Annotated in this window: 13 protein-coding genes; 7 read left to right on the forward strand and 6 right to left on the reverse strand. The window is 70.8% G+C overall.

Annotated features, from left to right (window positions below; genetic code table 11):
• Positions 1-45: 45 nt before the first annotated feature.
• The gene (locus CT688_RS00510) at positions 46-720 is read left to right on the forward strand and encodes a hypothetical protein (RefSeq protein ID WP_182612431.1); all 675 of its coding nucleotides are present in this window, start codon (positions 46-48) and stop codon (positions 718-720) included.
• Between the two features lie 85 nt (positions 721-805).
• Positions 806-1,441, forward strand: a complete 636-nt coding sequence (locus tag CT688_RS00515; RefSeq protein WP_107755310.1) for a hypothetical protein — start codon at positions 806-808, stop codon at positions 1,439-1,441.
• On the opposite strand, the gene CT688_RS00520 is transcribed toward CT688_RS00515, so the two are convergent.
• Positions 1,416-2,042: an HD domain-containing protein gene (locus tag CT688_RS00520; protein WP_107757903.1), complete on the reverse strand. Its 627-nt coding sequence runs from the start codon at positions 2,040-2,042 to the stop codon at positions 1,416-1,418. The genes CT688_RS00515 and CT688_RS00520 overlap by 26 nt on opposite strands.
• 106 nt (positions 2,043-2,148) lie before the next feature.
• On the opposite strand from CT688_RS00520, the gene CT688_RS00525 reads away from it, so the two are divergent.
• Positions 2,149-2,457, forward strand: a complete 309-nt coding sequence (locus CT688_RS00525; RefSeq protein ID WP_107755311.1) for a hypothetical protein — start codon at positions 2,149-2,151, stop codon at positions 2,455-2,457.
• A 60-nt stretch (positions 2,458-2,517) separates the two neighbouring features.
• On the opposite strand, the gene CT688_RS00530 is transcribed toward CT688_RS00525, so the two are convergent.
• The 3 genes from CT688_RS00530 to CT688_RS00540 all read right to left on the reverse strand — a co-directional run bounded on the left by CT688_RS00530 (position 2,518) and on the right by CT688_RS00540 (position 5,997).
• The gene (locus CT688_RS00530) at positions 2,518-3,576 is read right to left on the reverse strand and encodes an NAD(P)-dependent alcohol dehydrogenase (RefSeq protein ID WP_107755312.1); all 1,059 of its coding nucleotides are present in this window, start codon (positions 3,574-3,576) and stop codon (positions 2,518-2,520) included.
• Positions 3,577-3,718: 142 nt separating this feature from the next.
• Entirely contained in the window at positions 3,719-4,492 is a 774-nt protein-coding gene (locus CT688_RS00535; RefSeq protein WP_107755313.1) for an SDR family NAD(P)-dependent oxidoreductase, read from the reverse strand.
• On the reverse strand, positions 4,489-5,997 hold the full coding sequence (locus CT688_RS00540; protein ID WP_107755314.1) for an NAD(P)/FAD-dependent oxidoreductase: 1,509 nt from the start codon (positions 5,995-5,997) through the stop codon (positions 4,489-4,491). Before CT688_RS00540 ends, CT688_RS00535 begins: the two co-directional genes overlap by 4 nt.
• A gap of 91 nt (positions 5,998-6,088) precedes the next feature.
• Between CT688_RS00540 and CT688_RS00545 the strand changes: the two genes are divergently transcribed.
• The 4 genes from CT688_RS00545 (at position 6,089) to CT688_RS00560 (ending at position 10,270) form a co-directional block, all read left to right on the forward strand.
• On the forward strand, positions 6,089-7,135 hold the full coding sequence (locus CT688_RS00545; protein WP_197431451.1) for an AraC family transcriptional regulator: 1,047 nt from the start codon (positions 6,089-6,091) through the stop codon (positions 7,133-7,135).
• Positions 7,136-7,197: 62 nt separating this feature from the next.
• The gene (locus CT688_RS00550) at positions 7,198-8,814 is read left to right on the forward strand and encodes an AMP-binding protein (protein WP_107755316.1); all 1,617 of its coding nucleotides are present in this window, start codon (positions 7,198-7,200) and stop codon (positions 8,812-8,814) included.
• Between the two features lie 28 nt (positions 8,815-8,842).
• Complete coding sequence (locus CT688_RS00555) at positions 8,843-9,838, forward strand: LLM class flavin-dependent oxidoreductase (RefSeq protein ID WP_107755317.1); 996 nt, start codon at positions 8,843-8,845, stop codon at positions 9,836-9,838.
• Positions 9,839-9,889: 51 nt separating this feature from the next.
• Entirely contained in the window at positions 9,890-10,270 is a 381-nt protein-coding gene (locus CT688_RS00560) for a hypothetical protein (protein ID WP_197431452.1), read from the forward strand.
• A gap of 38 nt (positions 10,271-10,308) precedes the next feature.
• On the opposite strand, the gene add is transcribed toward CT688_RS00560, so the two are convergent.
• A complete protein-coding gene (gene add / locus CT688_RS00565) occupies positions 10,309-11,331 on the reverse strand; it encodes an adenosine deaminase (protein ID WP_107755318.1) in 1,023 nt (340 codons plus the stop codon).
• Positions 11,328-12,797: a sodium:alanine symporter family protein gene (locus CT688_RS00570; protein WP_107755319.1), complete on the reverse strand. Its 1,470-nt coding sequence runs from the start codon at positions 12,795-12,797 to the stop codon at positions 11,328-11,330. The genes add and CT688_RS00570 overlap by 4 nt, the downstream gene beginning before the upstream one ends.
• Between the last annotated feature and the right edge of the window lie 41 nt (positions 12,798-12,838).

Consider the following 12,838-nt stretch of genomic DNA (forward strand, 5'->3'; position numbering starts at 1 on the left):
ACGAGCCGTCCGGATCCGGGCCGGCCGTAGCGGGGGAGTGGTCCGATGTCGTATGGCTGGGATGACGGGTCCGACGGACCGCGCGAGAGGTGGGGGCAGCAGGGTTATCGGCCTGAACCGCGGCGCTCCGTGTCGGGCGCGGTGATCGCCCTGGTCGCGATCCTGGCGGTCCTGGGTCTGGTCCTCCTCGGCGCGCTCGCCTACCTGCTCCTCCGACCCGGGGGGATGACAGGGGAGACCTCCGGTCGTGCCTTGACGACCTCCTCGACGTCCTCGACCCCTTTGTCCGACTCCGCGCTCCCACCCGTGACCGAGACGGCGTACGCCACTCCGACCGAGCGCGAGACCGTCACGGTCACCCGGCCCGCGCCGGGCGCCCGGGCTCCGCAGGGGTCCTCGGGATACCCGACGGGAGCCGACGCCTCGGGGTGGACCGACAACCGGCAGGCCCGCTGCAACGCCGGCGACCCGGCCGTGATGATCGGCCGGACCACCCAGGCGGCGTTCTCGATCTGCGTCAATCCCGACAACGGTCGGTACTACTACCGCGGGTCGTCGGGTGGCGCGGGCGTCGAGGTGGACGACCCGGTGGTGGCCGGGGGTTACGCGTGGGTGTCCAACAACGACGTCGTCTACTCGATCGATGCCGGTGGGATGGAGATCTACGAGGGCGGTGTCCTGCTTTCCTCCCAGCCGATGGTGGAGTTCTGGGCCGGGTGAGGTGGCCGGGTCGACGGCCCGCGGCGGATACGCTGGGGGTCAGGTCCCGCACCCGTCGCGACCTCGAACAGTGAGGTGAGCGCCAGTGAGTCAGCTCGTGTCCTTCTACGAGACCGCGCCGGTCACCGACAGGCGCGGGCTGCTCACCGACGTCATCCAGCGGCCCATGCAGGTCAGGTCGGGATATGACGTGGTCGAGGGCGAGGTGGTCCCGCGGGTGGTCTACGTGCAGGCGCCCATAGAGGGCCGCCCGCTGCTGGTGCCGTTCGGCCAGTACGACGCGTGGAGCCTGCGGCAGCGCTTCGAGGAAGCCTTGAGAGTGATGAACACCCTGGGAGCCTGCGAGATCGAGTGCGCCACCTACAGCGCCCGCCGCAACGCCGTCGCCGCGCGCGTGGGGGTGGGCCCGATGGCCGGGTGGGGCAAGGTGACCCGCACCCAGAGCACGGACTTCGACTACTCCTTCTCGGGTTCGGGGGCCTCGCCGCGCGACCCCGGGCCGATCCGCTGGACCAACATCCCCGGACTGGACGCCGCCAAGCAGTCGGTGCTGCTCAACGGCGGCCGGCGCGTGGAGATCACGATCGAGTCCGAGTCCGAGTTCGCCGCGGACTCGGACCTCGCCCGGCGCCTCAAGTCCGCCGGGCTGGTGCTCGGACTCGAGGGGCGCACCCAGGCCAAGACCCTGCTGCGGATCAAGGCCGAGTTCCCGGCGGTGTGACCACTCTCCCGCCGTCCGCCGGCGCCAGGGCCGCGACGTCGTCCACCGCCCGGCGGAGCTCCCGCGAGGCCGCGCAGTCCCCGAGGCGTCGGGCGACCGCATCCGAGATCGACCGGTAGAACCACAGCTTCTCCTGCGGACCGGCGTTGAAGAGCCCCCACATGTCGTCACCCAGTCGCTCGTGGGCGGCGACCATCGAGCGCAGATTGTGGATCTTGTCCGCCGCCGAGATGAGCAGGCACTCCTCGGAGTCCTCCGCGAGCGCGGCGAGGTACCCCTCCTTGCGTACCCGCCAGGGCGGGGTCGTCTCACCCGCGGTCTTCTCCTCCGAGACGCCGCGGACGAGCTCGGTGACCCGATCGCCGAACTCGGCGGTCATGTCATCGGCCGAGTAGACCGACGGCGGGACGTCCTCCAGGACATCGTGCAGCAGCGCGGCCACCGCCACGTCCGGGTCGTCGGTGAAGTCGGACACGATCATCGCGACCGCCACGGGGTGGGCGATGTAAGGCGTCGGGTCGTCCTTGCGTGTCTGGCCGGCGTGGCAGCGGGCCGCGACCGCGAGCGCGCGGTCGATGGCGGGGGTCCAGGTCAGGGACATCGTGCTCTCCTCGGGGATGGGACCAGCCGGTCGGGCGGAACCGTCCGACGAACCGGGGACGTCGTACCTCATGACCGCCACTCGACCACGACGACGAGGTGAGCATATGCCCGACGGGACGATCAGAGCGGACGCGGACAGGATCGCCTCCGCCGTCACGGTGTTCCGCGAGTCCGGGGTCCGCGTCGCGGAGGTGACCTTCCCCCACGTGGCGGCGGGGGTGGCGGCCGCGTTGCCCGGGGGGTCGGCGATCGCGTCCGCTCTCGACCGGGCGTGTGGCGCCGCGGCGGTGTGCGCGACCCGCAGTTCGGGGCGCCTGACCGGGCTGGCGGACTTCGCCGAGCAGGCGCACCGGTTCCTGGAGGCGCGGGACGAGGACTTCGCGGGCCTGCTCGCGCAGGTCGCCCCGCGGTGAGTCAGGCCCGTGAGTCCCCGCCCCGGTGAGTCCCCGTCCCGGGGGGTCGGGTGCGGTCGGTCAGAACGTCTTGGCGTCGATCACGAAGCGGTAGTGCACGTCCGACCGGACCACGCGGTCGTAGGCCTCGTTGATCGTGTCCGCCGAGATGAGCTCGATCTCGGCGGTGATCCCGTGCTCGGCGCAGAAGTCGAGCATCTCCTGGGTCTCGGGGATGCCGCCGATCATGGACCCGGTCAGGATCTTGCGGCCGGCGGCCACGGACCCGGCCCGCACCGACATCGGCTCGGTGGGGATCCCGATGTTGACCAGTGCCCCGCGCGGCTTGAGCAGGGCGAGGAACCGGTCCATCGGCAGGTTCGCGGACACCGTGTTGAGAATGACGTCGAAGGTGCCGCGGAGCTCGCGCAGGGTGGCCTTGCCCTCGTCACCGGCGGTCGCGTAGTGCTCGACGGCGCCGTAGCGCAGCGAATCGTCCCGCTTGGAGGTCGTCTGCGACAGGACCGTCACCTCGGCCCCCATCGCCACGGCGAGCTTGACGCCGACGTGTCCGAGCCCTCCCATACCGAGCACGGCGACCTTGGTGCCCGGGCCGACGTTCCACTGCCGCAGCGGCGAGAACATGGTGATCCCCGCACACAGCAGCGGCGCCGCCGAGGCCGGATCGAGGCCGTCCGGGACGGACACCACCATGGGCTCCTCGACCACGATGTGGGTCGAGTAGCCGCCGTTCGTCACCGGACCCTCGGGGTCGCCCTCGGGCAGCGGCGAGCCGTAGGTCGCGATGGCCCCCCGCTCGCACTCCTGCTCCTGGCCCGCGGTGCAGGACGAGCACTCGTGGCAGGCACCCACCAGGCACCCGACGCCGACGCGATCGCCGACCGCGTACCGGGTGACCTCGGAACCGACCTCTTGGACGATGCCGACGATCTCGTGTCCGGGCGCCACGGGGTAGGCGGTCCGGCCCCATTCGCCGCGCACGTGATGGATGTCGGAATGACAGATGCCGGCGTACTCGATCTCGATGAGCACGTCGGCCGGCCCGGTGTCCCGACGCCGGATCGTGGTCTTCTCCAGAGGCGCGTCCGGTGCGGTGGCGGCGACGGCGGCGACGTCCATGTGATCTCCCTTGGGTCGAGCGGGTGGCGGAAAGGCTGTTGATCGCGTGTCCCGCCACACTAGAGGCGATCGCGTCGCCCCCGCTCGTCCGTCACGTCAGGGGTGGTCACGTCCGGCGTGATCGCCGCCGGCGGACAGCGGCTCAACCCCTCCGCTCGACCACCCGTCCGATGAGACGCGTCCCCGCCAGGAAAGGGATCCGGGTGAACCGCTTGGAGTACCACGTCAGCGTGCTCAGCGCGTCCGGGGTGATGACCAACCGCCGGGCCTGGATCGCCCGGACCGACCTCGCGGCGACCTTCTCCGAGGTCAAGGGGGTCTTGGAGAGGAGCATGCGCGCCGCCTCGTCCGCCTTCGGGTCGTCGCCGGAGAGGGAATCCGCGAGGCCCGAGCGGAAGAACAGCGGGCAGATCACCGAGGTGGAGATGCCGCGGGGCCGGAGCTCGCCGTCGAGAGTCTCCGCCAGTGCGACCGCGGCCGCCTTGGTCGCGTTGTAGGCGCCCATGGACGGCGCGTGGACCAGACCCGCGGCGGAGGCGGTGATGACGACCCGCCCGCCACGGCCGAGCGTGGGGACCATCGTCCTGCACCCCCGGACCACCCCGAGGAGGTTGATGTCCACGATGCGCTTCCACGTGTCCATGGAGGTGGCCTCGAGCCGGCCACCGACCGCGATCCCGGCGTTGTTGATGAGGATGTCCAACCTGTCGACGGCGAGCGCGGCCGCCGCCCAGTCGTCGTCGTTCGTCACGTCGAGCGTGCGGTAACTCCACTGGCCGGAGAGGCCGGTCACGGCGGGTGGGGCCTCCGGGTGCAGGTCGGTCAGGATGACCTCGTCGCCGGCCGCCAGGTACTCGCGGGCGAGCGCCAGACCCAGCCCCGAGGCGGCTCCGGTGATGAAGACGCGGCGGGTCATCGGACGGCCTCCTGCGGGATCTGCGCGTCGAACGCCATGTCGCGACGCTGGTCACCGAAGGTCAGCTCGGGGATCTCGGCGAGGTAGTTCTGCACATAGGTCCAGGGGCGGGCGGTGCCCTGTCGGGGGAACTTGTGCACGCCGCGTCGGACATACCCGGCGTCGAGGTCCAGCAGTGGCCGGTCCCCCTTCACCTCGGGAGGGATCGGCGCGTAGATCTTCTCACCGTTCTTCTCCCCGGCCCGCCACAGCTTGACCATGTAGCGGGAGACCATGTCCGCCCGCAGGGTCCAGGAGGCGTTGACGTATCCCACGGTGAAGCTGAAGTTGGGCACGCCGGCGAGCATCATCCCGCGGTAGGTGGTCAGGTCGGCGAGGTCGAGCTCGCGGCCGTCGATGCTCAGGGTCCCGCCGCCGAACGCCTCGAGTTCCAGACCGGTGGCGGAGACGATCACGTCGGCCTCCAGTTCCACTCCGGACTGCAGACGGATCCCGCGTTCGGTGAACGTGTCGATGTGACCGGTCACCACCCGAGCGCCCCGCTGCATCGCCCGGAAGATGTCCCCGTCCGGGGCCTTGCACACCCGCTGGTCCCAGGGCTTGTAGGACGGTGTGAAGTGCTCGTTGATCTGTGCCCGCGAGATGTAGCGGCCCTGCAGGGCCCGCAGCCCCTGCGTGAAGGCCCAGGGGAACCGCCGGGCGACGACGTACTGCACCATGTCACGGGCGCCGTGGGTGAACCGGGCGGCGCGGTAGGCCGCCTGCGTCGGCAGGACGCGCTTCCACACGGCGCTGATGGTGTCCTTCTCGGGGAGGGGCGCGACATAGCTCGGGGTCCGCTGGAGCATGGTGACCTCGGCGCCGAGCTGCTCGAGAGCCGGAACGAGGGTGACGGCGGTGGCGCCGGACCCGATCACGATGAATGTGCGTCCGGCGTAGTCGACGCTCTCAGGCCAGTGCTGGGGGTGGATGATCTCGCCGGCGAACGCCTCCTCCCCCGGGAAGTCGGGTCGGAAGCCGGCCGAGTGGGAGTAGTACCCGGAGCCGAAGTGCAGTCGGCGGGTCCACACCGTGCGCTCAGTGGTCGTCCCGTTCTCGGTCCGGACGCTCGTGACCCTCCACAGACCCTTCTCGCCGTCCCAGTCGGCGTTCCGGATCCAGGAGCGCAGATGGAGGCGGTCGAGGACGCCGCACTCCCGGGCGGTGTCCCGGATGTACTCCTTGATCTCCTCGCCCTGGCCGAGGGTCGAGGAGTGCGGCCAGGGGCGGAACGGGAAACCGAACGTGGCCATGTCCGAATCCGAGCGGATGCCCGGGTAGCGGAACGTGTGCCACGTCCCGCCCAGGTCGTCCTGGGCGTCGTGGACCTCCCACGACCAGTGGGGGAAGGCGCTGCGGACGTGGTGCGCCAGGTCGATGCCGGAGATGCCGGCGCCGACGATGAGGAGATCCAGCGGGTTCTCGGGTGCGCCGGCCGGGGGGCGGCGGTCAGCTGAGACTGTCATGGAAAGGACGATAGCCCCGATCTTGCTCGACAAGTTGCCGTAAAGCGCCAAGAGGTTGCTCTATCGCGCCAACTGGCGGACAGTGTTCGCTGTGGCATATGTGCGATCTGCGGGCCTGCGGGGCGTCCGGACGGTGATCGACGAGCTCGGAGGCGACGCCGACGACCTGACGCTGCGCTGTGGCTTGCCGGCCGGCGCCCTGGACAGTGACGAGATCCTCGTGCAGGATCTCGCGATCGGGCTCCTCCTCGAGACCGCGGCGGTGGAACTGCGCTGTCCCGATTTCGGCCTGCGGGTGGCGTTGCGCCAGGATCTGGGTCTGCTCGGACCCGTGGCCGCCGCCATCCGACACGCGCCGACCACCACCCGGGCGTTGGAGATGACCTCCAAGTACCTGTTCTTCCACGCCCGCTCACTCGAGATCACCGTGGTCTCCGATCCGGAGGGGGAGCCCGGCGTGTTGGGGGTGCGGTTCGGCTACCGCGACGACGCGGTCGCCCTGCCGCCCCAGGCGGTCGACATGGTCCTGCTGTTCCTGCACCGGTCCATGCTCGCGCTCCTCGGGGGAGAATACGGACTGCTGTCGGTCGAGTTGCCGAACGCCCTCAACACCGCACCGGGCCGCTATCGGGAGCTCTTCGCCGCCCCGGCCAGGCCCTTCGCGGCGTCCGCGATGCTGCGCGTCCCCGCCGTGCTCCTCGGTCGGGAGATCACCGGCGGCGACCTGGTGGCCCATGAGCTCGCCCTGAGCTACCTGGACCAACACGGCCCCGCGCGCGACCAGACCTACACCGAGCGGACCAGGGCACTGCTGCTGCGGTCCCTCGACACCGGGACCTCGACCCTCGGCGACGTCGCCGGGCTCCTCTCGGTGTCCCCGCGGACCCTGCAGCGGCACCTCACCGGGGAGGGCACCTCGTTCTCCGCGATCCGGGACGAGGCGCGCCGAGACGTGGCCGCTCGGCTGCTTGCCACGACCGAGATCCCCCTCTATCAGATCGCCTCGGCCCTGGCGCTGGACGACGTGACGACGTTCAGTCAGTACGCCCGCCGGTGGTGGGGGGTCACGGCCAGGCAGTTCCGGGCGGACAGGAGAGGGACGGGCGTCGCGGGGCGATCGTCGATCGGACTTTCCTGACGAGTGTCAGCCGGCCTCGCTATGATCTGGGTCACACCTTCTCCGCGCTCCCGAGGACCCCCATGGCCGACACCGTTCGCGAACAACTCCGCCGTCACGCCGATTCCGACTCCCCGGCGATCCGCTACGAGGACCTGACCGTCAGCTGGCGCGAGTACATCCAGGGCGCCGACCGCCGCGCCGGTGCCCTGGACGCGATGCTCGACGACACCCGACCCCGGCATGTGGGCACGCTCCTCGAGAACACCCCGGAGATGCTCTACGCCCTCGCCGCCGGCGCTCTCGGGGGCGTCGTCGTCGCCGGCATCAACGCGACCCGGCGCGGCGAAGGGCTGGCGCGCGACATCAGGCGTGCGGACTGCCAGATCCTGCTCACCGACTCCCACCTCGCACCCCTGCTCGACGGACTGGACCTGGGGGACGTCACGGTCATCGACACGGATTCGGACGAGTGGGCGGCCACCGTCGCCGCCTCGGAGCCTCCGCCCGATCCCCCGGCGGTCGATGCCGGCGACCCGTTCATGCTCATCTTCACCTCGGGGACCTCCGGCGACCCGAAAGCGGTCTGGGTGGGGAACTTCACGGTCACCATGTCGGGGGAGGCGCTCGCGCCGTCGTTCGAGCTCACCGCCGATGACGTGCTGTACCTGTCCATGCCGCTGTTCCACTCCAACGCCATCATGGGAGGTTTCTCGCCCGCGATCGCCGTGGGCGCCACCATGGCGCTGGCCCGCCGCTTCAGCGCGACCCGCTTCGGGGACGACATCCGCAGGTACGGCGTCACCTACATGAACTACGTGGGCAAGCCGCTCGCCTACATCCTCGACACCCCGCCCCGCCCCGACGACGCCGAGACCACCCTCCGTGCGGCCTTCGGGAACGAGGCGGCGGCCAAGGACATCCCCGCGTTCGCCGAGCGCTTCGGCTGCACCGTCAGGGATGCCTACGGCTCCACCGAGCTGGCGATCATCGTGGTCCGGACCGAGAACTCACCGCTCGAGTCGATCGGCGAGCCGTTCCCCGGTGTCGCGGTGTACGACCCGGTGACGGGGACCGAGTGCCCACGGGCGGTGTTCGACGACACCGGGGCGGTGGCCAATCTCGACGAGTGTGTGGGCGAGCTGGTCAACACCGAGGGGGCGGGCTTCTTCGCCGGCTACTACAACAACGAGCAGGCCACCTCGGAGCGGATGCGGGACGGTATGTACTGGTCGGGCGACCTGGCGTACCGGGACGCGGACGGCAACGTGTACATGGCCGGTCGCAGCGGCGACTGGCTGCGGGTCGACGGGGAGAACATGGCGGCCGGCATCGTCGAGGAGATCGTCCTCCGCCATCCCGCGGTCTCCCGGGCGGCGGTGTACGGACTGCCCGACCCCCGCGGCGTCGGCGACCAGCTCGCCGCGGCCGTGGTGGTCCGCCACGACGGCGAACTCGACCCCGCCGGTCTCGAGGAGTTCCTGGCGGACCAGCCGGATCTCTCACCCAAGGCGTGGCCGCGATGGGTCCGGCTCTCCGACGCCCTGCCCACCACCGCGACCAACAAGATCCTCAAGCGCGAACTGATCCAGGACGGCGTCGGCGGCACCAGCGGCCGCGACGACACCTGGTGGGAACGGGAGGAACGAGGCACGTCCTACTCGGTGCTCGCCGACGCCCGCGCGGGCACCGCGTCCTGATGGACCACCTCTTGATGGACCCCGCCTGATGGTCTACGTGGTGACCCGCTTCGACTTCCGCGCGCCCGGCGCGGACGCGGCCGAGCGGCGGGACCGCTACCGCGCCGCCCTCGACATGGCCCGGTACGCGGAGGAGACGGGCCACGACGCCGTCAACCTCTCCGAACACCACGGGTCGGAGGACGGCTATCTCCCCTCGCCGCTCGTCGCGGCGGCGGCGGTCGCCGCGGTGACCGAGCGGATCCAGATCGCGGTGTGGGCCCTCGTCGCGCCCCTCTACGACCCGGTCCGGCTGGCGGAGGACATCGCCGTCCTCGACCACGTGGCATCCGGGCGGGTGAGCTTCACCTTCGGCGTCGGGTACCGGCCGGTCGAGTACGCGATGCACTCCCGGGACTGGAAGGGGCGGGGTGCCCGCCTCGAACGGCAGTTGGAGACCATGCTCGCGGCGTGGGCGGGGGAGCCCGTCGGAGACGATCCGGTCGACGGTTCGCGTCGCGCCGTGGTGACACCGCAGCCGTTCTCGTCCCCGTACCCGCTGGTCTTCCTCGGTGGCGGCGGCGCGGCCGCCAGGCGGGCGGGACGGCTCGGCATGCACTACCAACCACAGCTCGACGATCCCGCGCTCACCGAGCTCTACCGCGCCGAGTGCCGCGCGAACGGGCACGAACCCGGGCTCGTGGTGGCCCCCGTTCCCGGCCCCGCCGCGGTGTTCTGCGCAGAGAATCCCGACGACTTCTGGGACCGCTACGGCGGGTACCTCCTCGCCGATGCCGAGGCCTACCGGGCCTGGCAGACGGGGCCCGGTCGAGGGTCGTTCGTGCACTCCGACGCCCGCTCGGTGGGTGAGTTGCGCGCCGAGGGGGTGTACCTGGTGGCCACGCCTGACGAGCTCGTCGACCGTGTCCGCACGCGCGACCTGCGTCTGATCACGAGCCACCCGCTGTGTGGCGGGATGCCCGTCGCCGCCGCGTGGGAGTCGCTGCGGTTGATGGGGGAGCGGGTCCTGCCGAACGTCCGCTGAGGACGCGCCGTCGACCGCCGGCCCCTCGCGGGGGGCCGTAGTCTCGGGCGAATGGGAAACGACACGGCACGCGCCGTCCGGTACTGGTCCATGCCCGCCGCGCTGGGGGCGATGGGCGCGCTGCACTTCGTGGCACCCCGCCCCCTCGACGGGCTGATCCCCCCGGAGCTGCCCGGACGCGCCCGGGCCTGGACCTACGGGTCAGGCGTGGCCGAGATGGCGGTGGCGGCGCTGCTGGCCGTGCCGCGGACACGGGCCGTGGGCGGGGCGGCGGCAATGGCCCTGTTCGTGGGGGTGCTCCCCGGGAACGTCCAGATGGTGCGCGCGTGGCGTCGCAAGCCCGTGTGGCCGTACCAGGTGATCGCGTGGGGTCGCCTGCCCTTGCAGGTGCCGATGATCCTCGCGGCCGACCGCATCCGCCGCGGCGCCTGAGCGGCATTGACGAGCACCCACCGTGACCGTGGTCGGGGTCACCCGGGCTGTTCGGCCTCGTGCTCCCAGTCGTCCACCCGTGCAAGGGCGTCGCGCTTGAGATCGGCGGGAGCGAAGGACGAGTCGATAGACGCTCGCGCGCACCCGGCGAGACCCGCCTCCGATACGTGCATCCGCTCGTGCGCCAGGACGTACTCGTCCACCACGTCGACTCCGAACAGCAACGGGTCGTCGGCCCCGATCGAGCAGCGCACCCCGGCATCCAGCAGTGCGGGCAGCGGGTGCTCGGCGAGTGTGGGATACACGCCCAGGATGACGTTCGAGCTGGGGCAGACGTCCAGGCAGACCCCGCTCGCGGCGAGCTCCTCCACCACCCGGGGGTCCTCGACCGCCCGGACGCCGTGCTGGATCCGGTCGACGCCCAGGCCGAGTGCGGATCTCACCTCCTCCGGACCGGCCAGCTCGCCGGCGTGCGGCACGACACCCAGACCGGCCTCGCGGGCGATCGCGAAGGCCTCCGCGGCACCGGCCACGGGGTTGCCACGCTCGTCGGCCACGAGGCCCACGGCCACGACCCCGCGGCCGGCGAACCGCGCCGCGAGCCCGGCGGCCTCCAGTGCGCGCCCGGGCCCGGCCCCGCGGTCGATGCTCACGATGGCACCGGTCCACACCCCGTGGCGCCGGCCGGCGGCCGAGGCGGCGGGCAGGATGAACTCCAGGGCCTCCTCGGCTGAGTCGAAGGCGGCCGACTTGTCCGGGATGGAGGCGAACTCGAGCGCCACGACGCCCTGGGCGGCGGCGTCGGCCACCACCTCGTCGAGAAGTCGGCCGAGCCGCTCCGGGGTGTGCAGCAGAGAGATGAGCACTCCGTAGGCGTCGAGGAAGCCGCTGAAGTCGGGGTAGTCGACGAGCGGCGGGACCTCCACGCCGTCCTCGGCGCACCACTCGCGCATCGTCCCGGGGCGCATGGCGGCTTCGAGGTGGACGTGCAGGTGCGCCTTGGGCAGGACGGCGTAGCGCTCGTATGCGGGGGAGTGCCCGGCTCGTGCCGGCTGACTCACTCCTTCGGCTCGACGTCGCGCGCCTTGTCGGCGACGTGCTGCAGCGTCATCGGATCAGAGCCGTCCCACGACGTGACGTTCCGGGCCCGGGGCAGCTCGTCCCGGTGGAACACGGGGTTGTGGCCCTCGGCCTTCTGGCGCAGGTAGTGCTGCAACAGCGCCACCGCGAGCCCGCTGAGGGGGATGATCGCGATGAGGTTGATCGTCGCCATGACGCCCATGAACAGGTCCGCAAGGTTCCAGATGAGGTCGACCGAGCCCAGGCAGCCACCGAGAACGGCGAGGACGACCAGGACGCGGAAGACCCGCAGGGCCATGGGGCTCTCGCGGAGGAAGCGGATGTTGGCCTCGCCGTAGTACGAGTTGCCGAGGATCGAGGAGAAGGCGAGGAAGAAGATGACCACCATCAGGAAGGGCACTCCCCAGTCGCCGACCTGGGAGGCCAGCGAATCCTGGGTGAGGGTGATGCCCTCGCGGTCGCCGCCGAAGTCCGGGTTGGCGAGAAGGATGATGAACGCGGTCGCCGAGCAGACGACGAGGGTGTCGAAGTAGACGCCGAGGGCCTGCACCAGCCCCTGCTTGACGGGGTGGGAGACGGATGCGGTGGCGGCCGCGTTGGGGACCGAGCCCATGCCGGCCTCGTTGGAGAACAGGCCACGCCGCATGCCCTGCATGATCGCCGCGCCGATCGCCGCGCCCGCGACCTCGCGGAAGCCCAGGGCGTGGCCGACGATCAGCGAGATCATCTCCGGGACCTCGGTGATGTTGATCGCCACGACCACCAGGGCGACGACGATGTAGGCGATCGCCATGAGCGGGACCACGATCTCCGTGACCGCCGACAGTCGCCGGATGCCGCCGAAGATCACCGCGGCCACCACCAGGGCCAACACGACGCCGATGAGCAGGCCCGGCCCGAGCCCCTCGAGACCGAACTGGTTGCGCACGGACGCGGAGATGGAGTTGGCCTGGACTGCGTTGAAGACGAAACCGTAGGTCACGGTGATGATCACCGCGAAGGCGACCGCCACCGGCTTCCACCCGAGTCCGTCACGGATGTAGTAGGCGGGGCCACCGATGTAGGAGTCCTTGCCCCGCACCTTGTAGAGCTGGGCGAGCGTGGACTCGATGAACGCCGTGGCGCCGCCGATGATCGCCAACATCCACATCCAGAACACCGCACCGGGTCCGCCGACCGTGATCGCGATGGCGACACCGGCGATGTTCCCGGTGCCCACACGGGACGCGGCGGAGACGGTGAAGGCGCGGAAGGCGGAGATGCCCTTCTTGTCCGGCTCGATGTCCGAGGGCTTCTCGACGATCGTCCTGAACATCTCCGGGAACATCCGGATCTGCACGATCAGGGTCGTGAAGGAGAAGTACAGGCCGGCGATGACGAGGAGCGCGATGACCGCGTACCAGTAGAGATCGTTGACGGATGCGATGAAGTCGGCGATTGCGCTCACTTCGGAGACGGTAGTCGATCATCATCGAAGTGACGGGGCGA

Origin of the sequence: Dietzia sp. JS16-p6b, assembly GCF_003052165.1 — a bacterium.
Classification (GTDB): Bacteria; Actinomycetota; Actinomycetes; order Mycobacteriales; family Mycobacteriaceae; genus Dietzia.

Coding starts and splice junctions, on each gene's coding strand:
- CT688_RS00510 (WP_182612431.1), top strand. CDS start 46: ATGTCGTATGGCTGGGATGACGGGTCCGACGGACCGCGCGAGAGGTGG.
- CT688_RS00520 (WP_107757903.1), bottom strand. CDS start 2,042: ATGTCCCTGACCTGGACCCCCGCCATCGACCGCGCGCTCGCGGTCGCG.
- CT688_RS00525 (WP_107755311.1), top strand. CDS start 2,149: ATGCCCGACGGGACGATCAGAGCGGACGCGGACAGGATCGCCTCCGCC.
- CT688_RS00530 (WP_107755312.1), bottom strand. CDS start 3,576: ATGGACGTCGCCGCCGTCGCCGCCACCGCACCGGACGCGCCTCTGGAG.
- CT688_RS00535 (WP_107755313.1), bottom strand. CDS start 4,492: ATGACCCGCCGCGTCTTCATCACCGGAGCCGCCTCGGGGCTGGGTCTG.
- CT688_RS00540 (WP_107755314.1), bottom strand. CDS start 5,997: ATGACAGTCTCAGCTGACCGCCGCCCCCCGGCCGGCGCACCCGAGAAC.
- CT688_RS00550 (WP_107755316.1), top strand. CDS start 7,198: ATGGCCGACACCGTTCGCGAACAACTCCGCCGTCACGCCGATTCCGAC.
- CT688_RS00555 (WP_107755317.1), top strand. CDS start 8,843: ATGGTCTACGTGGTGACCCGCTTCGACTTCCGCGCGCCCGGCGCGGAC.
- CT688_RS00560 (WP_197431452.1), top strand. CDS start 9,890: ATGGGAAACGACACGGCACGCGCCGTCCGGTACTGGTCCATGCCCGCC.